20 protein-coding genes, 1 tRNA gene and 2 riboswitches are annotated in these 20,226 nt (G+C 41.0%); of the genes, 14 read left to right on the forward strand and 7 right to left on the reverse strand.

The window, feature by feature from the left end; genetic code table 11:
* Positions 1–12: 12 nt before the first annotated feature.
* From FNT16_RS11095 to FNT16_RS11120, 6 genes are all read right to left on the reverse strand, one after another.
* Positions 13–462, reverse strand: coding sequence for a DUF3010 family protein (locus tag FNT16_RS11095; protein ID WP_143871639.1), 450 nt, complete (start codon positions 460–462; stop codon positions 13–15).
* Positions 463–499: 37 nt separating this feature from the next.
* Positions 500–1,300, reverse strand: coding sequence for a phosphotransferase (locus FNT16_RS11100; RefSeq protein WP_143871640.1), 801 nt, complete (start codon positions 1,298–1,300; stop codon positions 500–502).
* The gene (gene pnuC / locus FNT16_RS11105) at positions 1,297–1,932 is read right to left on the reverse strand and encodes a nicotinamide riboside transporter PnuC (RefSeq protein WP_143871641.1); all 636 of its coding nucleotides are present in this window, start codon (positions 1,930–1,932) and stop codon (positions 1,297–1,299) included. The genes FNT16_RS11100 and pnuC overlap by 4 nt, the downstream gene beginning before the upstream one ends.
* Complete coding sequence (locus tag FNT16_RS11110; protein ID WP_143871642.1) at positions 1,925–2,185, reverse strand: YkoF family thiamine/hydroxymethylpyrimidine-binding protein; 261 nt, start codon at positions 2,183–2,185, stop codon at positions 1,925–1,927. The genes pnuC and FNT16_RS11110 overlap by 8 nt, the downstream gene beginning before the upstream one ends.
* Positions 2,186–2,198: 13 nt before the next feature.
* Positions 2,199–4,262: a TonB-dependent receptor gene (locus FNT16_RS11115; protein WP_143871643.1), complete on the reverse strand. Its 2,064-nt coding sequence runs from the start codon at positions 4,260–4,262 to the stop codon at positions 2,199–2,201.
* Between the two features lie 36 nt (positions 4,263–4,298).
* Positions 4,299–4,398, reverse strand: a riboswitch (TPP riboswitch).
* Positions 4,399–4,452: 54 nt separating this feature from the next.
* Entirely contained in the window at positions 4,453–5,112 is a 660-nt protein-coding gene (locus FNT16_RS11120) for a YceH family protein (RefSeq protein WP_143871644.1), read from the reverse strand.
* 324 nt (positions 5,113–5,436) lie between these two features.
* On the opposite strand from FNT16_RS11120, the gene gshA reads away from it, so the two are divergent.
* The 3 genes from gshA (at position 5,437) to FNT16_RS11135 (ending at position 8,277) form a co-directional block, all read left to right on the forward strand.
* Positions 5,437–6,996, forward strand: a complete 1,560-nt coding sequence (gene gshA, locus FNT16_RS11125; protein ID WP_143871645.1) for a glutamate--cysteine ligase — start codon at positions 5,437–5,439, stop codon at positions 6,994–6,996.
* A gap of 2 nt (positions 6,997–6,998) precedes the next feature.
* Positions 6,999–7,616: a transglycosylase SLT domain-containing protein gene (locus FNT16_RS11130; RefSeq protein WP_143871646.1), complete on the forward strand. Its 618-nt coding sequence runs from the start codon at positions 6,999–7,001 to the stop codon at positions 7,614–7,616.
* 271 nt (positions 7,617–7,887) lie between these two features.
* Positions 7,888–8,277, forward strand: a complete 390-nt coding sequence (locus tag FNT16_RS11135; protein ID WP_143871647.1) for a hypothetical protein — start codon at positions 7,888–7,890, stop codon at positions 8,275–8,277.
* Here the strand turns inward: FNT16_RS11135 and FNT16_RS11140 are convergent.
* Complete coding sequence (locus FNT16_RS11140; RefSeq protein WP_143871648.1) at positions 8,274–9,908, reverse strand: tetratricopeptide repeat-containing response regulator; 1,635 nt, start codon at positions 9,906–9,908, stop codon at positions 8,274–8,276. The two genes, FNT16_RS11135 and FNT16_RS11140, sit on opposite strands and share 4 nt — an antisense overlap.
* Positions 9,909–10,086: 178 nt before the next feature.
* A riboswitch (TPP riboswitch) is annotated at positions 10,087–10,185 on the forward strand.
* Positions 10,186–10,248: 63 nt separating this feature from the next.
* On the opposite strand from FNT16_RS11140, the gene thiC reads away from it, so the two are divergent.
* The 11 genes from thiC (at position 10,249) to prfC (ending at position 20,226) form a co-directional block, all read left to right on the forward strand.
* Positions 10,249–12,162, forward strand: coding sequence for a phosphomethylpyrimidine synthase ThiC (gene thiC, locus FNT16_RS11145; RefSeq protein ID WP_143871649.1), 1,914 nt, complete (start codon positions 10,249–10,251; stop codon positions 12,160–12,162).
* 11 nt (positions 12,163–12,173) lie between these two features.
* Positions 12,174–13,289: a glycine oxidase ThiO gene (gene thiO / locus FNT16_RS11150; protein WP_143871650.1), complete on the forward strand. Its 1,116-nt coding sequence runs from the start codon at positions 12,174–12,176 to the stop codon at positions 13,287–13,289.
* 11 nt (positions 13,290–13,300) lie between these two features.
* Positions 13,301–13,498 carry a sulfur carrier protein ThiS gene (thiS, locus tag FNT16_RS11155; protein ID WP_143871651.1) on the forward strand — a complete coding sequence of 66 codons (198 nt, stop codon included), beginning with the start codon at positions 13,301–13,303 and terminating at the stop codon, positions 13,496–13,498.
* A gap of 2 nt (positions 13,499–13,500) precedes the next feature.
* Complete coding sequence (locus FNT16_RS11160; RefSeq protein ID WP_143871652.1) at positions 13,501–14,298, forward strand: thiazole synthase; 798 nt, start codon at positions 13,501–13,503, stop codon at positions 14,296–14,298.
* A gap of 3 nt (positions 14,299–14,301) precedes the next feature.
* Positions 14,302–15,879 carry a thiamine phosphate synthase gene (thiE, locus tag FNT16_RS11165; RefSeq protein WP_143871653.1) on the forward strand — a complete coding sequence of 526 codons (1,578 nt, stop codon included), beginning with the start codon at positions 14,302–14,304 and terminating at the stop codon, positions 15,877–15,879.
* A complete protein-coding gene (locus tag FNT16_RS11170; RefSeq protein WP_143871654.1) occupies positions 15,860–16,618 on the forward strand; it encodes a HesA/MoeB/ThiF family protein in 759 nt (252 codons plus the stop codon). The genes thiE and FNT16_RS11170 overlap by 20 nt, the downstream gene beginning before the upstream one ends.
* Positions 16,619–16,687: 69 nt before the next feature.
* A complete protein-coding gene (locus FNT16_RS11175; RefSeq protein ID WP_143871655.1) occupies positions 16,688–17,533 on the forward strand; it encodes an HDOD domain-containing protein in 846 nt (281 codons plus the stop codon).
* A 73-nt stretch (positions 17,534–17,606) separates the two neighbouring features.
* A tRNA-Trp gene (locus tag FNT16_RS11180) sits at positions 17,607–17,683 on the forward strand.
* A gap of 28 nt (positions 17,684–17,711) precedes the next feature.
* Positions 17,712–18,041 carry a hypothetical protein gene (locus tag FNT16_RS11185; protein WP_143871656.1) on the forward strand — a complete coding sequence of 110 codons (330 nt, stop codon included), beginning with the start codon at positions 17,712–17,714 and terminating at the stop codon, positions 18,039–18,041.
* A complete protein-coding gene (gene rimI / locus FNT16_RS11190) occupies positions 18,038–18,484 on the forward strand; it encodes a ribosomal protein S18-alanine N-acetyltransferase (RefSeq protein WP_143871657.1) in 447 nt (148 codons plus the stop codon). The genes FNT16_RS11185 and rimI overlap by 4 nt, the downstream gene beginning before the upstream one ends.
* A gap of 152 nt (positions 18,485–18,636) precedes the next feature.
* Positions 18,637–20,226, forward strand: a complete 1,590-nt coding sequence (gene prfC, locus FNT16_RS11195; RefSeq protein WP_143871658.1) for a peptide chain release factor 3 — start codon at positions 18,637–18,639, stop codon at positions 20,224–20,226.

A 20,226-nucleotide genomic window follows, 5' to 3' on the forward strand; every position in this document is an offset into this window, starting at 1 on the left:
CCTAAGGATAATTTAGTCAGCTTGTGGAACACCATAGTGTTCTTTAAGTAAGTAACAGTAGGCTGTGGTAAACGCCGTTTGTTGAAAGACTTTTAATCCGGTACTTTTAAAATCAACAGCCAAAGGATTTTTTTTCAACAACGCTTTTTCAAGTGTATTGTTTTGCAACTCTACACTTAAACCGTCTATCAGTTGAATAGCGGCTTCTATTTTAAATCCGGCGCAGCTCCCTGCAAATTTACCTTTCATGGGGCGTTCTTTAATAACAACATTTTGAATTTGATAATCTTCCATCAATTTTTTAAATGCAAATTGAAACTCTTGCAACTCTTCGCCGCTGGCCGCATTTTTTAACAAAAATTTCTGGCTTCGGCAGTCTGGAATATCAAATAAACCATTTTCCATTGATAACAAGCAAATAATGGCTTCGTTCGATTTTATCTCTACACCACAAGCTCTCATAATTTTACTCCGCTAAAAAATTTTGCATATTGTAACCTTAATTATCGCTAATGTGTTGATGATCACGCCATAAGTCATTTAACAAGTTAAATATTTTTTTGTATTGATGAATCCGCTCTGCGAGGAATTTACGAACAGGAAAACCCATAAGCCCTTGGTACAGATAAATTAGTTTTCTTTCTTGAATTGGGCTTAAATTGTTTATCACAATCGCAGAGGCTAAGTCATAGGCAGGTTCACTAATTCTTGCATATTCCCAGTCGACAAGCATCGCAGGTTGGCAATTGATAATGTTGTCAAAAGAAAGGTCGCCATGACAAACACAATTTAAAGGGCTTTGCGCATCTAATTGCTGTGCAAGTAATAACAAGTTAGGGTCTATGTTAGCGTTTGGATTGCTTTGTGCATATAAATCAATTTCTGTCGCCAAGCGCTGTTTTAGTATCCCTTGTTTATTTGGTTTTGCGATTTTATGTAATTCAGCTAAGCATTCGGCCAGGATATTAATTTTATCTGCCATCGTGATCTCTGCATCCGCTAGGTTAGCATTAGGGATGTAGGGGTAGATATATGTACCTATCTCTGCACGTTCAAATAAACAGGGGGGGGTTAAACCATTTTCTGTCGCCCAGTTGCGGGCAAAGCCTTCGTTTGCCATCTCGCTTTGGTCTAGCTTTTTCGAATTGAGAATCTTAACGAAATAGAGCGCGGATTGATCCGTTTCTTTTATTTCGACTTTTACACACGTATTCGTTTGGCCGCTCGGGATAGTAGTTAACGATTGTATCTCGCCCAATTTGTGAGTTAAGTAATCGAGCACCGGATTAGGTAGTTTCAATTTATTTCGCCGTTTATAGGTTGTGTGTTTGAATGAGTGGGTTGTATCATTGTTTTTTGTTTACGCCAGCTAAAGTAACCGTACACTGCTATAAGGGTATAACAGACAAAAAGAAATGCAGTTAAATATAATGATTTATTAATATATAAATAGATAGATACTGCATCAATCACTATCCAGTACAACCAGTTTTCAAGGACACGAGTGGCAATTAAATAGGTTGCATAAAAACTAAAAACCGTGGTTAACGTATCCAAATAGGGATATGAGGCATCTGTATTACTGGCTAAAATAAAAGCAATTGCCAAAGACAAAGTGATTAAAATACAACCGTGTACGATAAATAGTCTAAGTGGCAATGATTGTATTTGCAGTGCCGAATTATTGTTTTTATGTTGCTGCCAATTCATCCAGCCATAAACTGCGATCAAGACATAATATACTTGTAGCAAACTGTCCATCAGCAAGCGCACATCAAAAAAGATATAACAGTAGATAGCACTAGCGAGGATAGCAAAAGGCCAGCAGAGCAGTTGTCCTTTCGCTGCCAGCACCACATATATCAGGCTAGACAGCACTGCAATAACTTCTAGGAGAGCCATTTGGCTGATTTCAGCAAGCATCTCATTCATTGAGTGTCGACCTGTCACCCGGCACAAATTTACAAACAAAAATAGCCGTACCTGTTTGCTGGTACGTTATTTTGAATTCTTTTTGCAAACATTGCATGACATCATCATACGCGCCAAATACCTGGCTACTCATGCCATTGGTTGTGATGCGGACATTTGGCGTTTGTTTGACGCGCTCTATAAAGTCCCAAATAGCTGTTTCAAATTGTTGCTGGGCTAAAGGGTACAAGCTGATTTCTACAGACAGTTGCATCTAAACACCTTATTTAATATGAATATTCAAGGGTTAAACCGAGTCGTGCAGGTTCACCGTATTGGTAATAAAATTTACTTTGGTAGCCATCTCTAGGGTCGTTGCCAAAATTAAAGCCTTGCACATAATAATCTTGATCAAAGATATTGCGCGCCCAAAGTTTAACGAGCAAGTTGTTGTTTTGATAATTGAGTGCCGCATTCACCAGATTACGCTTGTCAGCTTGCACATCGTTGTCACTATCGTCGGAAAAGTAATAACTGTCTTTACCAATCGCTTCAATGTTAAACCAGATATCTTGCGTAAGATTTAAATTCGCACCTAATTGATAACTATAGTCAGGTGATTGCGATAAGGTTCGCTCAGCAAAGGTTTGACCGCTTGAAGGCACAGTATAGCGCTCGGAAATAGCGCGCAATTGACCAAAGCTTGCGTATAAGTGTAAAACATCCGAAGCATACCAGTTTAACTCAGCTTCTAAACCCGTCGAATAACCCCCTTGAGCATTGCGTGTGAAGCTAATAAATTCGGTGCTACCATCTGCGCGTTCAACTTCAAAATACTTGTTTAGCTGAATGTCTTCTCTGTCCATATAAAAGGCGGTTAAATTAAATGCAAAATTGTTATGACGGTATTTAAAGCCGGCTTCATAATTCCATAAGTATTCCGGCGTGTAGTATCTTTGTGCATCACTTAGCGTGCCATTATAATTGATACCGCCGCGCATATAACCTCTGTTGATTGATGCAAAAGCGAAGGTATCTGACGATAGTTGATAAGCCAAAGCTAATTTACCACCCCACATTTCATAATCAGGTGTTATGTTTAGTTGTTGTGAGTTGCGATAATCCATTTTATGTATTTCGTAACGAAGGCCTATTGTCAGAGATAAGTCGTCATTTAGTTGACTATCACTTTGCGCAAAAATTGCGCCTTTTTGGTTGTTGAAATCGGATGTGAAAAGATCGCTATAGGTATAGTCGCGAACCAATTTGTCTTTGGATTCTTGCAAATATATGCCAGTGACCCATTGCGTGCTGTTGTTTAATATTTTTTCCTGATGAGACAACAGCCGCAGTTCTAAACTGGCATTTGTTTTGTCATGCGCGTAACTGTCAACTGAGCTGTATCCGTCTGGATGAATGCCTTCGTATGCCCAGTCTTCATCGTACTGATAAAGCGTATCTGAATGGGCATAACTGACAATAGAATGCAGCTTGATTGCGCTATTTAATGGTTTTTTATACTGTACAGAATACGCGTTGGTTTGTTGTGTATCTTTACCGGGCTGATCGGACAAAGTCTGGCGTGTATTGTCTAAGCTAAAAGTATCATAACCATTGTCCATGTTGACATGTGTATAAGACAAGTCTAATTGCCCTTGTTGGGGCATCTCAATGGACAGCTTACCACGTAGGGTCATTTCATCCCGATTATTGGTATCGTCTTGTTTAAGATAGGCGTTTTCGATAAATCCGTCTGAAGTATAGCGGTGGGCACTTAAACGAAAATTAGCTTGCTTGTTTATGCGGTTGCCGACCGCAACACCAAATTCCTGTGTGTTGTAGTTGGCTTTGCTGAATTTAATTTTACCAGATGGGGAGGAGCTAGGCTGTGTTGATGTTAAGTAGATTAAGCCAGCCATGGCATTTGCGCCAAATCGTGTACCCTGTGGCCCTCTAAATATTTCTACTTGTTCTATATCAAACAGGGTTGCGCCACTGCCAATTTGGCTAAAATCAACATCATCTATATAAATGCCAACTGGGTAATTTACCGGCGCGTCAAACTCGCTCTGTGCACCAAGTCCTCTGATTTGAAAAAAGCGTGCACGAGAACTACCGCCATTAAAGTTTACGTTCGCCGCTGCAGAAATGACATCTTCTAGGTGGTTATTGGCGGTGCGATTTAACGCGGATTGATTTAGCACGCTTAATGATAACGCGCTATTATTAACTGTGCTTTGGCGAAAATCCCCTTTTACTTGAATGACTTCAATCTCGTCCTGAGCAAAAGAATAGCAACTGCTAATGGTTAAACCGATTAAACTAAATTTAATTAAATTATGGATTTTCATGCGTTCCTCAAATACGAAAGGCGAGTGACGCAGGGATAGGAAGTGATTAACCATCCCTGCCACAGCATTACCTGAACAGGTTCAAAGGGTTCGCAGAATTGCGTCTCAGTTTATCAATACACCCCTTGGTAATTGGGTGGCATTTTAACAGAAGACGGTCATTGAGTCGATGTAGGTAAACACGCCTTTTTTACAGATCAAGGGCTTCTTTTATCTGAGCTATTTCTGTTTTTAACTGTGCAACTTCTTGTTCGAGTTGCTCGATACGTTGTTGCTCATCAGGATGAAGGCTTGCTTGCGCTGTGTTTGCATCCGTTAAGTTGTCATATTTTGCTATCTCATCATCGGATGTAAAAAGATGAATATAGCGAGACTCGCGTTTGCCAGCTTCACGCGGAAGCTTTTTTACCATAGGATCTTCACTATGAGCCATCTCGCTGAGTGTTTCTTCAACCTGTGCGACATCAGAAAACGCGTATAATCTTTGTGTTCGAGTTCTTAATTCGCCTGGCGTCTGAGCGCCGCGTAAAAATAGCAGACAAATAATTGCACTTTGTGCAGGGGATAAATCAAACAAAGAAAAATCGGAACCACAAAATCTATGTTTGTATTTGGCGGCACGAGCGGATGGGCTGGAAACAAGTTGTAAAACCCTAAGCTTAATCAGTTCGTCAACGATATTTTGTACTTGGCTTTCGCTAAAATTGACGACGGGATCGCGATTGGACTTTTGGTTACAGGCGTTTGTCATTGCGTTAATTGATAGGGGGTATTGGTCGGGTGTTGTTTTTTCTTTTTCTAAGAAAACACCTATCAGTCGTGTTTGTTCAAAGCTAAATTCTTTCGTCATCCAGTTACCTTTATTTTTTCTATTTGTCTTAAGCATTCTAATTATCTAAGCATAGCACTTTGCCGTGTAAAATAGGCTGTGTTGTTATGTTGGCGCAAGATTAGGATAAGTAATTAAAATAGCTTAACTTTTGAAATATATCATTATTCGCCGAATTAACTTGGTTTTTTTCTGTCACACTTGCCTTGAAATCAAACTTTGAGCCTACATTTTACAGCAATCTTATTTTAAGGTTGGGTTCAGTGCATTTTTCATGTATTTTAATTTTTATTATTGTGCGGCCCATCTTTTCTACTGCACTTATCTTGTTGAGGAATATTCATAGTGATTTTAGCAGGCGATTTGCGTGACTTTTTCGAAACGCAAGGAACAGCTTATGCTGGGCAACTCAGTCGAGGGATCGAAAAAGAAGCGTTACGTATTGCGGCAAATGGTAAATTAGCCAAAACATCGCATCCGGCAGCGTTGGGCTCTGCATTAACCAACCCTTATATCACCACAGATTATGCGGAAAGTTTATTAGAATTTATTACGCCCGTTGAAAATAAGCCTGAAGTGAGTTTAAGTCAACTGGCCGATTTGCATAAATTTGCTTATCACAATCAGCAAGATGAATTACTCTGGCCAATGAGTATGCCGTGTTTTGTCGGTTGCGAATCGGATATTGAAATAGCGCAATACGGCAGTTCAAATACCGGAAAAATGAAAACTCTTTATCGAGAAGGATTAAAAAACCGCTATGGCAGTTATATGCAGGTTATTGCAGGGGTGCATTTTAATTTTTCTTTCCCACACAGTTTTTGGCAACGCTTAGCTAAACAACAAAATAAAACACTCAATCAAGATTTTATATCCGATCGTTATTTAGCTGTTTTACGTAATGTGAAACGCCACCTTTGGTTGTTAGCTTATTTATTTGGTGCATCTCCAGCTTTGTGTTCGTCCTTTATTGAAGGTAAACAGTCTGCCTATCCGTTTGAAAAAGTCGGTAAAGGGTCATTGTATCTACCCTATGCCACCTCATTACGATTAAGTGATCTGGGTTACACAAATAAAGCTCAATCGGTATTAAGTATTCGTTATAACAATTTGGATGAATATATTGCGGGTTTACGTCAAGCGATTAAAATGCCGTCTGGTGATTTTGCACATATACCGAGCGGACAAAACGGTATTTTTAATCAACTCAACAGCAATGTCTTGCAGATAGAAAATGAATATTATTCACCTGTCAGGCCAAAACGGGTGACCAAAAGCGGTGAAAAGCCGACGGATGCTTTGGCGCGCGACGGTATTCAATATATTGAACTGCGTGCACTGGATATTAACCCGTTTACGCCTGTTGGATTAGATATTGAGCAAATTCGATTTCTAGACGTATTTTTAACTTGGTGCGCAATACAAGCGTCACCCGAAATTCATTGTAATGATGAGTTTTTAATCACTGCAAACATGCAACAAACTATTTTGTACGGGCGCAAACCCGGTGTTGAGTTAAATAATGGTCAGCAAAAAATCACATTGACTGAATGGGCGCATTCAATTCTGGATGATTTGTATCAACTTGCAAATTACTTTGATGGTGATGCCTCATCAAATTACCGACAAGCACTGGATTGCCAAATGCGCAAAATTCGGCAACCTGAAACAACGCCGTCGGGGCGTGTTATTAGCCGCTTATTGTCTGAAAATATTGATAATGGCGAGTTAGGTTTGCAATTGGCCAGTCAATATCGTTCACAACTCATGGGGCAAGATTATGCGATGTTCGATGCAGGCTTTTTAGCGGACGCAGCTAAGGCAAGTCGTGAAAAACAGGTGCAGATTGAACAATCACAAAATTTGCCATTTGACGTCTTTTTAAATCAGTATTTTGCACAATAGATATGAATAATAAAAAACGCTTAATTTTAATCTCTACCCTGTGTTTGTTAGCCGCTTGTGCAACGGCGCCCCCACAAAAGCCGGAAGATTTATGTGAAATCTTTTTTGAAAATAGAGATTGGTATGATGCGGCCAAAGATGCTCAGGCTAAATGGGGAACACCCATTCATATTCCGATGGCAATGATGTATCAGGAAAGTTCATTCAGAGCGGATGCTAGGCCCCCAATGGAGTATTTTTTAGGCTTTATTCCGATTGGTCGTGCTAGTAGCGCTTATGGATATTCTCAAGCTAAAACACCCACTTGGGAAGATTACAAACGTGAAACGGGTAATGGCTGGGCTGACAGGGATGATTTTGAAGATGCGATAGATTTTATGGCATGGTTTATTTACAAAACGCATAAAGTCAATGGCGTCTCTAAATGGGATGCCTATAACCAGTACTTAAACTATCACGAAGGTTGGGGTGGTTATCGTAAAAAATCATATAATCGCAAGGCTTGGTTAAAAAAAGTGGCTGCTAAAGTACAAGGCCGCGCAGAGCGCTATGGTGCACAGCTTAAACGATGTGAAGAAGAGCTCAGTCACGGTTGGTTATGGCGTCTGTTTTTTGGTTAAAATAAATGTCTGTTGGTCATTTATTTGAGGTGTTGCGCTTTTATTAAATTTCAATGTAACAGTTAGGTATATCTTATATCTGATTGTTACATTCAGTCCTCTTTATATATAACCAGGTAAATGAAATCCAATAATTTTTGCTTTTATTGTTTATCTGACCGTGAGTCTCTTAGATTTAAATTACGTTCTTTTTAAATAACTTACCTGCAATTAACATGGTTTGAGCTAGGCTAAAAGAGTCGCGCAAATTCAAGCAGGTAGGTTAAAGGCTATGATTCAAGAGCAATCCTTACTCGTTGCATATAAATGGCATATAAAAACGCTGGATGGCATGTATTTACGCTTTCATAATGGAGAGGTTAAATTATCGCTCAGTAATCAGTGCAAATCAGCTGACTGGCTGTTTTCACCTTGTATGGAAGTTGGGCGATATTATATTTTAAACGCGTTGACGGGGGATAACCTAGTGGATACGGTCAATGGTGGATATGATGAGTGGTCTATCGAGCCTTGTTACAATGGTACTCAACAGTTAGTCAGTGCGGGTGGTTTATTTCGACATTTTGAAAAAAGTGTCGTGCAAACGGCTTCGAGTGGGTGTGCGGCTTTCCGATTTGTTGAATATGAGAATTGGGTGCTAGAAACTTCCGTTGCCACTTAGTGCTGGGGGACTTTTATCTGGTTATTACGCTCGATAAGTTTGTCATATCTTTGCTGTTGTTCGCTGGTTAAACTTGTTGTATTGAGTATGCGTAAGCATTTTTGATACAACTCTTCCTGAGTGTCATTGAGCGTGGTTTTTAACTTTTGGTCTACCAATGCTTGCAACATATTAAGTGCAATTCGACTGTTTTTCGGCATTAACCTTAACGCGTCGGCAAACGCTTGGATAGCGGCGGGTAACTGCTTTTTATTATAAAGTTGCACGGCAATATTGTTGAGTTGACGGGGAGAGAATGGAATGTCGGTTTTTTCTTGCGCTTCTTGTTTAATATATCTACTCATGATTTTTTCATTGAGTGGGTCGTCTGCTGTTTGCGCAGCTAATCCTTCCAATAACTGTACAGCTTGGTCTTGATAACCTAATTCGTGAAACGCTTTTGCTTTGTCTAAGTGATCTTCCAAACTGCCCTCATTGTGCTGTTCCATCACACTGTTGATCAGTTGTTTTGCTTTTCCCTGTTCATCTTTTAGATAATGCAATCTTGCCTGTACGACAGCGATTTTATCTTTTGTTTCCGGATGGTTGGGAAATTCATGTTTAAGCGTCTCTAAGTATCGCTCAGACTGACGTGCGATTGCGGCAGATTCTGTTTCCGGCAAGGTCATCGCGTAATCAATTGCTGCTCTGGCAACGGTTAAATATAAATCAGGGGAGTCATGTAGTGACTTTTTCGCAAACTTCAGCATGGTTTTTGCTGTGACATATTGTCCGCTGTGATCGTGTAGTAAGCGAGCAAGCGATAAAACATTTTTTTGTCTGTTTATATTGCGCGGAGAGAGTCCGGTTGCATTTTGTAGTTGTTGATAAGCAAGTTCATATTCATCATGCTGGATATAATACTGACCCAATAAATCTAATGCGGCTAATTTGGTTTCGGGTTTTGTGACCAGCTTTTCTAAAATTGATTTGGCTGCGTCTTCTTTGTTTAACCCTAGATAGGCTTTGGCTAAACCTACCATTGCCCAAGTGAATTTTTGCAGGGTGATAACTTCATAATAGAATTTTGCAGCAACTGTGTAATCTTGTTGTGCAAGTAACACATCACCTTTGATGCGTAACACGAGTGGATATAAGTTAGCGGCTTTGCTGTCTGTTAAAATGGCATCAATATTTTGCAGCGCATTAGCGTAATCATTTTGATCGAGCGCCTGATAAATTTTACTGAGTTTTTGTTTGCGGGTTAATACACGTCGCAGTCTTTCACTCAACTCTTTTGCCGTAAAAGGTTTAGCTAAAAAATCATCCGGTTGTAGCTCAACAACACTATTCACTAAAGTTGCATCGGTTTCGGCACTGGTAAAGATAAACGCAGTGGTTAGACGCACAGCGCCCGTCGCTTTTAATTCTTCAAATAAGTGGTAACCGTCACGGTCTCGACTGAGGTTATATGAACAAATAATAACGCTAAATGAAGTTTCCTGACACAAGCGCAACGCATGTTTTGCACTTTCTGCAACAGATATATTTTCAAAACCTATCTTTTCTAAAGATTGTTTTAAAAATATTTGTGCTAAAGGCTGATCATCAATAATCAAAACCTTGGAAAACTTTACGAGCTCTGGATTCATTAGTGGTTTTTATGGTGTCCAAAAATACCTAGCATATGCGCTGATTATTGATACAAAGACAGAGAATTACAAGTAAATAGCTCAAATTCTGATTTTAATCAGAAGATTTATTGTTCCACTTTCCTGCAATGCAACTTTTACTCTTTAAAATTTCTAGAGAGTCTATATAATCATCAGCGATTACTTGTCGGAGTGCCTTAGGGCTGAGATCGCGTTAGCGGGATCCGTCGAACCTGATCTGGGTTAAACCAGCGTAGGGAACAAGATAAACCATCCATAAAATGATGTCTTGTCGACAGCCACACTCCGTCTTTATTTCACTCATAATAAAGGCACCACTATGTCACAATTAAGTCGCAGAGAAAAAAGAGCAGAAGCCCAGGAATTTATCAATAATCTTTCGGGGCAACCATTTCCAAATTCTAAAAAAGTTTATGTTGAAGGTAGTGATCCCTCTATTCGTGTCGGGATGCGCGAGATTGCGGTATCAGATACATTAGTCGGTGGGACTAAAGATGAGCCTGAATTCGAAAAAAATGAGCCGATTCGTGTTTATGACACTTCCGGTCCTTATACAGATCCCGATATTACAATTGATGTACACAAAGGTTTACCGCGCATTCGAGAGCAATGGATTGCAGCGCGCAATGATACTGAGGCTTTAGATTCAGTCACTTCACGTTATAGCCAAAAACGGCTGGCAGATGATGGTTTAGACCATATTCGCTTTGAACACCTACCTAAAATTCGTCGGGCCAAAGCGGGCAAAAATGTATCACAAATGCATTACGCACGTCAGGGCATTATCACCCCGGAAATGGAGTTTATCGCGATTCGTGAAAATATGAAGCGTGAAGAGATCAAAGGTGAAATCTTAAATCAACAGCATAAAGGCCAAGCTTGGGGCGCTAAATTACCAGAACAAATTACGCCTGAGTTTGTGCGTCAGGAAGTGGCTGAAGGTCGCGCAATTATCCCGGCGAATATAAATCACCCAGAAGTTGAACCTATGATTATTGGTCGAAACTTTTTAGTTAAAGTGAACGCCAATATTGGTAACTCAGCCGTGACTTCTTCAATTGAAGAAGAAGTTGAAAAGTTAGTTTGGTCAACTCGCTGGGGTGGCGATACAGTAATGGATTTATCGACGGGTCGTTATATTCATGAAACACGTGAATGGATTATCCGAAATTCACCGGTGCCAATTGGCACTGTGCCAATTTATCAAGCATTGGAAAAAGTAAATGGTGTTGCCGAAGACCTTACTTGGGAAATTTTCCGCGATACCTTGATAGAGCAAGCTGAGCAAGGGGTTGATTATTTTACCATTCATGCAGGTGTGTTGTTGCGTTATGTGCCAATGACAGCGAAGCGATTGACCGGAATTGTGTCGCGTGGCGGTTCTATCATGGCAAAATGGTGTTTAGCACACCACAAAGAAAACTTCCTATATACCCATTTTGAAGACATCTGTGAAATCATGAAAGCCTATGATGTGTCTTTTTCTTTAGGGGATGGATTACGTCCGGGCTCTATCGCTGATGCGAATGATGAAGCTCAGTTTAGTGAACTACGTACTTTAGGTGAGCTCACTAAAATTGCTTGGAAGCATGATGTGCAGGTGATGATAGAAGGTCCTGGTCATGTTCCGATGCATATGATCCATGAAAATATGACAGAGCAGTTAGAGCATTGTCATGAAGCGCCTTTTTACACCTTAGGTCCATTAACCACAGACATTGCACCTGGGTATGATCACTTTACTTCGGGGATCGGTGCCGCTCAGATCGGTTGGTATGGCTGTGCAATGTTATGTTATGTCACACCCAAAGAGCATTTAGGGTTACCCAATAAAGAGGATGTGAAAGAAGGTTTGATTACCTATAAAATTGCTGCGCATGCTGCTGATTTGGCTAAAGGTCATCCGGGCGCTCAAATTCGAGACAACGCTTTATCAAAAGCTCGATTTGAATTCCGATGGCATGATCAGTTTAATTTAGGTTTGGATCCAGAACGTGCGCGTCAGTACCATGACGAAACATTACCACAGGAGTCGGGTAAAGTAGCGCACTTCTGTTCTATGTGTGGACCTAAATTCTGTTCGATGAAAATCACTCAGGAAGTTCGTGATTATGCTGCAGATTTAGAAGCTAAAAAAATCGAAATCCAACCGGCTGATGCGTCATCTGGGATGGCGGAAAAATCGAAAGAGTTTCGTGAAAAAGGTTCAGAACTTTATCACACAGCAAAGTAGGGTCGTTTGATATGAAAATTGCCGTTGTTGGCGGCGGGTTAATTGGAAGGCTGATGGCATGGCGCTTAAGTCATGCTTCTTCTGGTTGCCAGGTCGAGCTTTTTGACAAAGGAATGGCCAGTGGAACTGGCAGTGCCGGTTACATCGCCGCTGCAATGGTTGCACCTGTCGCAGAGTCAGTGATTGCCGGACCGCTGGTCACGCAATTGGGATTTCGGACATTGCAATTGTGGCCGGCGTTATTGGCTGATTTGGAACTACCTGTTTTTTACCAGCAAGCAGGGAGTTTAATTTTAGCGCATGCGCAAGATCGAGGCGATTTATTAAGTTTTCAACAACGATTAAAAAACTCAAACGCGTTAAAAACGTTGAATGCGCGACAGATTGCAGAATTAGAACCAGAATTAGGTTATCGATTTAACCAAGGCTTATATATCGAAAATGAAGCGCAAATCGATAATCGCAAACTATATCAAGCATTGCTCGAGGCTTTGCAGCAAAATGCGGTCAAAATGCACTGGCAAAAACCAGTTGTAGTGGAAGGTAATACTATTGTTTGCGGTACGCAAACAATGCAATACGACTGGGTTATCGATTGCCGTGGTATGGGCGCTAAAGCCGATATGCAAAACAACCGAGCGCGTCAGCTACGCGGCGTGCGTGGTGAAGTTGCGCGTGTATATGCACCTGAAGTAAATATTAGCCGGCCGATTAGATTAATGCATCCAAGGTATCCGATTTATATTGTGCCAAAACCCGATAAACAGTACGTTATAGGGGCAACTGAAATTGAATCTGAATCGGAAAAGCCGGTGACTGTACGCTCATCGATGGAACTATTATCTGCCGCGTATAGTGTACACTCTGGTTTTGCTGAGGCACATATAGAAGCATTGGATAGTGGGTTAAGGCCGACCATGACAGATAATGATCCTTGCATTCAAGTTGAACAAGGTTTGATGCGGATAAATGGTCTATATCGACATGGCTTCCTGTTGGCCCCGGCTATTCTTGAACAAGCATTAATTCGATTGTTTCAAGATTCTGCTAAGACAATAGCTGACAGCACATTGGGCAGTATCAACTTTCAAAATGCAACTCAGTGTGAAGCTTTATTTTTCTCGTAAGAGGATAGTTTATGAATGTAACGATTAATGGTCAGCCAGCTGAATTTTCAGATGGCTTAAGCTTATTAGATGTAGTTGTACAGCATGGTGCACAAGCACCATTTGCACTGGCGGTTAATGGTCAGTTTATTCCTAAAAGCCAACATGCAGAAACTCAGATTAAAACACAAGACAGTATTGAAATACTTTCTCCTGTCCAAGGCGGCTAGCTATGCAAGATACAAATAAGTTGGAAATTTACGGTAAATCCTTTGATAGCCGTTTGTTGATTGGCAGCGCTTTGTACCCATCACCCAAAATAATGCAGGACAGCATACGCGCATCAGCATCAGAAATAGTAACGGTTTCTTTGCGCCGACAGTCACCGGAAGAAGGCGGCGGGACACAGTTTTGGCAACAAATTAAAGACCTTGGCTTGACTATCTTACCCAACACAGCAGGTTGTCATAGTATTCAAGAAGCCGTGACTTTGGCACAAATGTCACGAGAAATATTTGATACCAACTGGATTAAGCTAGAATTGGTGGGGGATGAATACAACTTACAACCCGATCCAATTGATTTAGTGAAAGCAACTGAAATTTTGTTAAATGACGGGTTTGAAGTCTTGCCTTACTGCACGGATGATTTGGTTATTTGCCGTCACTTAGTCGAGTTGGGCTGTAAAGTATTAATGCCTTGGGGAGCCCCTATTGGCACAGGCAAAGGGTTATTAAACCCATACGCACTATCTGCAATACGGCATCGTTTCCCACAGATCACATTAATAGTTGATGCTGGCATTGGCTTGCCTTCGCACGCTGTTCAAGCTTTTGAGATGGGATATGATGGAATTTTGCTCAACTCAGCTATCGCTCAAGCTCAATCGCCCGTCACAATGGCGGCTTCATTTAAAGCCGCTTGTCAGGCCGGCCGATTAGCGTATGAAGCTGGTCGAATGCCAGAAAAAAATACAGCACAACCCAGTACGCCAACTTTAGGTATGCCTTTTTGGCATCAGACAGGATAAAAAATGACGTTCGAAAATACAGCTTCACGGCCAATAGTCTGGAGTATTGCCGGCTCTGATTGTTCCGGTGGTGCCGGTATACAAGCAGATTTGAAAACAATGCATAATTTGGGATGTGATGTTTGCACTGTGATTATCGCAAATACGGCACAAAATAGCTTTGGCGTGCAGGAAATTAATGCAGTTAGCAATCAAGTTTTATTGTCGCAGTTAGACTCACTTGCGCAGGATAGACTGCCGAGTGTGATTAAAATTGGTCTGCTGGCGAATAGTCAGCAAGTAGAAATTGTCGCGTCATGGATTTTAGATTTGCAAAATTCGGCACCATTGCCACGTATTGTTTATGATCCGGTAGCGATTGCATCAGCCGGTGGTAGTTTGGCAGAAGAAGATATTATTCCAAGCATTAAAGAAAAGTTACTGCCCCTAGTGGATGTACTTACACCTAACGCAGAAGAATGCCAAAGGTTATCTGGCGTGTATATCATTAATTGGGAAAGCATGATTGAAGCCAGTCGAGGATTAATGAAGTTAGGTGTTGGAGCTTGTATTATCAAAGGCGGACATATTGACGTAGATACGTCGCATTGTGTGGATATGGCTGACATAGGAGAGCAGCAATATTGGCTGGCGTCAAAGCGCAATTTTAGCGAGCATAACCATGGCACGGGTTGTACTTACGCTTCTGCCATTGCTGCGTTATTAGCGCAGGGCTATTTACTTAGGGATGCTGCGACTGTGGCTAAAGCTTTTATTAATCAAGGTTTAGCTGAAGCTGCATCTTTTCAAGGGGCCTATGGGCCGATACGCCAAGGTCAATGGCCGTTAAACCCGTTAGACTATCCCGAAATTGTGCAAAGTGGCAGCCCGATAGCAAATAAACTAGACTGGGAGATTGGACTGGGTAATGCAGCATGGGCAACTGACTTTGCAGCTTGTAACACTCAGTCTTTAGGTTTATATCCGGTTGTTGATTCGGCTGAGTGGATTGAAAAGTTGGCGAAGTTAGGCGTTAAAACCATACAACTGAGAATTAAAAACGCCACTCAAGAAACCTTACGTGCACAAATAAAAAAATCGGTCGAGTTAGCAAAACAGTATAACCTGAGATTGTTTATCAACGATTATTGGCAGTTGGCTATCCAATACCAAGCTTATGGCGTGCATTTGGGACAAGAAGATATTCAAAGTGCTAATTTGCAAGCCATTAAAAAAGCAGGCTTGAGATTGGGCATCAGTACACACGGCGAATTTGAATTGTTAAGTGCATTGCAAGTAAAACCAAGTTATATCGCGGTTGGCGCAATTTACCCAACCAATACAAAAGATATGACAGGCCAAATTCAAGGTGTTAGACGACTCAGTCGATATTTGAAATTGGTCGAAGGTGCGATACCTATGGTCGCTATTGGCGGTATTACCAAAGCCAATGCGCCACACGTAGCTGCTACAGGGGTTGGTTCAATCGCGGTTGTAACAGCAATCACTCAAGCCGAAAATGTTGCTATGACGGTTGAGTATTTTAAGCAAATATTAAGTGAATCTAATGCATTGGAGCAAAATGAACAACTTAACGGATAAAGAGTCTTTGCGTTATAGCCGCCATTTATTATTAGAGCAAATTAGCGAAAGTGGCCAGCTTAAGTTGAAATCCAGCCATGTGGTGATTGTCGGTGCCGGTGGTTTAGGTTGCCCAGCGGCGCTTTACTTAGCCGCTGCAGGCGTTGGCCATCTGACGATAATTGACCCTGACACCATTGAACTGAGCAATTTACAGCGTCAGGTGATATACAAAACCAACCATATTGGGCGTGATAAAGCACAACTGGCCAGCCAACAATTACAGGCGCTAAATACTGAAATCAAAATTGATGCTCAAACCGTTAAAGTAGAAGAATCAAACTTTAAGCTATTGATAGCAAATGCAACTGCGGTGCTAGATTGTACGGACAATGCAGCGAGTCGCTATTTTATTAATCAAGCTTGCGTTGAGCAACAGGTTCCTTTAATTACAGCCGCTGCTATCCGAGGTGAAGGACAGTTGATGGTGTTTAATTTTAAACAGCAAAAAACACCTTGTTATCATTGTGTATTCCCAGATTTAGCTGCTCAGGATGCGGGATTAAATTGTAGCAATAGTGGTGTATTAGGGCCATTATTGGGTATTATGGGAAGTATGCAGGCGCTTGAATGCGTTAAACTTATAACGCAACCGACAAAGGTTATGTTTAATAAATTGTTGACTTTCGATGCGTGGGAGATGAGTTTTATGCAATTTTCCTTAACCAGTGATGAGCAATGCAGTATTTGTCGAGGTTAAACTTGCTGCATCGCTTATGATTGGGTAACCTTTAATGAGCTTACTTGATGTTTTAAGGCATGTTTCTTTATGGCGATACAAATTACCGCGTCTGAAAAAAAGATTTTACAAAATGTAACCATTCCACCTCGACCTGAAGCATTGCTTAAAGTTAGTGATGAAGCGAAGAAGCCCGAACCGGATGTCAGTGTTATTGCACAATCTATTTCCAGCGATATTGCTATCTCTGCGGCTGTTTTGCAGGTTGTTAACTCTGCGGCGTTTCGTCGCAACAAAGAGATTAAATCTATCGATCAAGCAGTGATGGTTTTGGGGTTGAAAAGAGTTTTCCCCATCGTCAAAGCGGTTGCATTAAAAAGCGCTATGGCGGCCAGTGATGAGTTGACCCAATTTTGGGAAGATTCAACGAACATCGCCAATGTCTGTGCGTTAGTTTGTCAACAACTGGAAAAACCACAGCTAGGTGACAACGCATATATGTTGGGCTTATTTCATAATGCGGGTATTCCGGTCCTTTGTATTAATTACCCCTCGTACTATGAAGTGATGCATAAAGCCGAATCGTTGGGATGGAATGACAGTATACTGACAGAAGAGCGCGACAAATTTCAAACTAATCATACAACCATTGGTGCTCTGTTAGGTCAACGATGGCGTTTACCGAAAGATTTAATTGAAGTGATATACTATCAGCATGATAGTGCAGGTATCTTCACCACCTCAGAGCTGAGTAAAGTGGGCTTGTGGTTACTGGCAGTATTAAAAATATCGCGTCATATCGTGTTAGATATTCAGCGAGGCAACGAAACGAGCGATGAGTGGGAAATGGTAAGAGAGCAGTTACTTGAATTTTTTGACATTGAAGATGTTGAGCTCAATGACATTGTCGAAAACGTCATATCGAAGATAAATTAACCAGTTGAACCATTTCATGCAATTAATTGCTTTACAGCTGAAAAAGCGCCTGTATAATTCGCTGCAGTTCGTTAGGGGTGTAGTTCGAATTGGTAGAACAGCGGTCTCCAAAACCGATGGTTGGGGGTTCGAGTCCCTCCGCCCCTGCCAACTCTTTTTGACTGTTTAAGAGGTATTCATGTCTTATCTTAATGATTACCAAACAGCCGTTCTTCATGAATTAGACATTCCAGTCTATCAAACAAAAAACACTTCAAATACTATCCTTGCAGCGCAAGCTCCAGCTCATATAGCGGTCGAAAATATCAGTCAAGCGGATGCTGGTGCATTATTAAATTGTTTATCACCAGAAACGAGTTGGCAGTTTGAATCAGAAGAATGCAATACTCAAAATATTCGTACGCATATTCAATTAACGCACCCAGAGTTAACCACAGCGTTGTCATTTAATTTATTGAATAGCACAGATAAAAAAGCACTGTGGCAACAGATTTGCCGTTTGTTATGACAAGCCAGCTTTATGACATTAAACAAATGTCGGTTGAGCATTGCGCACAGGTTTATGCAATTGAACAGGCAAGTCAGGCCCATCCATGGAGTGAAGCATTAATTAAGTCTTGCTTGCACCCTAGATATTTTAATCTGGTATGTTTAGGCAATAATCAGGTCGCAGGTTTTTTAATTGCCGATATGGTGGTTGATGAACTCTCCCTATTGAATATATGTGTCGCCCCACATGCTAGGCGCCAAGGGATAGCGCAGCAGCTACACCAATACATGATCAATTTTGCAAAGCAAAACCAAGTGCACAAAGTCTGGCTCGAAGTACGTTCAGACAATACTGAGGCATTTAATCTTTACCAAAAATTAGGCTATCAGCCAATCTCTATACGAAAAAACTATTATGCAGCCGGTGTCGATGCATTGAATATGCAATTAATGCTTAAATAGTGGGCATATCGTAAAGCTTTGATTGTGTCTGATGTCAATATCAGCGAAAATACCCGCTATTTCCTTTTAACAATACGGATTAGGCTAGCGCCTGTTAGCTAGAATGTTTTAAAGCACATTTAGAATCCGCACATTAACCAAAAGAATTTTTGATGGCAGAGCAAACTTTTCTAAATGAAATCAATAAGCGAAAAACTTTCGCAATCATCTCTCACCCTGATGCAGGTAAAACGACAATCACCGAAAAAGTGCTTTTATTCGGCAAAGCTTTGCAAAAAGCTGGTACGGTAAAAGGCCGAGGTTCGAATCAGCATGCTAAATCTGACTGGATGGAAATGGAAAAAGAACGGGGTATCTCGGTAACCACGTCTGTAATGCAATTTCCGTATCAGGATAAACTGGTCAATTTGTTGGATACGCCAGGTCACGAAGATTTCTCTGAAGATACTTACCGAACCTTAACCGCGGTAGATTCCTGTTTGATGGTTATTGATGCGGCCAAAGGTGTCGAGGATCGTACTCGTAAATTAATGGAAGTGACCCGTTTACGGGATACCCCTATCATTACATTTATGAATAAACTGGATCGCGATATACGAGATCCAATGGAATTGCTGGACGAAGTTGAAACCGAATTAAATATCGCCTGTGCGCCCATAACCTGGCCAATAGGGTGTGGTAAAGCATTTAAAGGTGTATTTCATATCCATCGTAACGAAGCCATTTTATATCAGTCAGGTCAAGGGCATACAATACAGGATGCTCGTGTCATTCCAGGTTTAGATAACCCAGAGTTGGACAAAGCCATCGGTGATGAATTGGTTGAAATTTTGCGTGAAGAGTTAGAATTAGTTGTGGGTGCCAGTCACGAATTTGATCAAAGTTTGTTTGATAAAGGAGAGTTAACGCCTGTATTTTTTGGCACCGCACTTGGCAATTTTGGTGTTGATCATATGTTAGATGGTTTAACTCAGTGGTCTCCGTCTCCTATGCCAAGGCAAACAGATGAAAGAGTGGTTGAAGCAACAGATGAAAAATTCAGTGGATTTGTGTTTAAAATTCAAGCCAACATGGATCCTAAACACAGAGACAGGATTGCATTTGTGCGAATCGTTTCCGGTCAATATACACAGGGAATGAAACTGAATCATGTTCGCTTAGGGAAATCTATCAGTATATCGGATGCCGTGACTTTTATGGCCGGCGATCGTGAGAGAGCGGCAAATGCTTACGCTGGTGATATTATTGGTTTGCATAATCATGGCACGATACAAATAGGGGATACCTTTACGCAAGGTGAAAAGCTTAAATTCACAGGGATCCCGAACTTTGCGCCAGAATTATTCCGCCGCATTCGATTAAAAGATCCGCTAAAACAAAAACAATTATTAAAAGGTTTGGTGCAATTATCCGAAGAAGGCGCAGTACAGGTTTTCAGACCTTTTATTAATAACGACTTAATTGTTGGTGCAGTTGGTGTTTTGCAGTTTGATGTCGTTGTCCAAAGACTGAAGTCTGAATATAACGTTGATGCAATTTATGAATCGATTAATGTAGCAACAGCTCGTTGGGTTAGCTGTAAAGACGGCAAAAAACTAGACGAGTTCAAGCGCAAAGCTGAAGCGAATTTAGCCCTGGATGGGGGAGAAAATCTCTCATATATTGCCCCAACAATGGTTAATTTAAGTTTAGCCCAAGAACGTTACCCCGATATTGAGTTCCATCAGACTCGAGAACATTAA

It is taken from the genome of Catenovulum sediminis (genome assembly GCF_007289895.1).
GTDB lineage: Bacteria > Pseudomonadota > Gammaproteobacteria > Enterobacterales > Alteromonadaceae > Catenovulum > Catenovulum sediminis.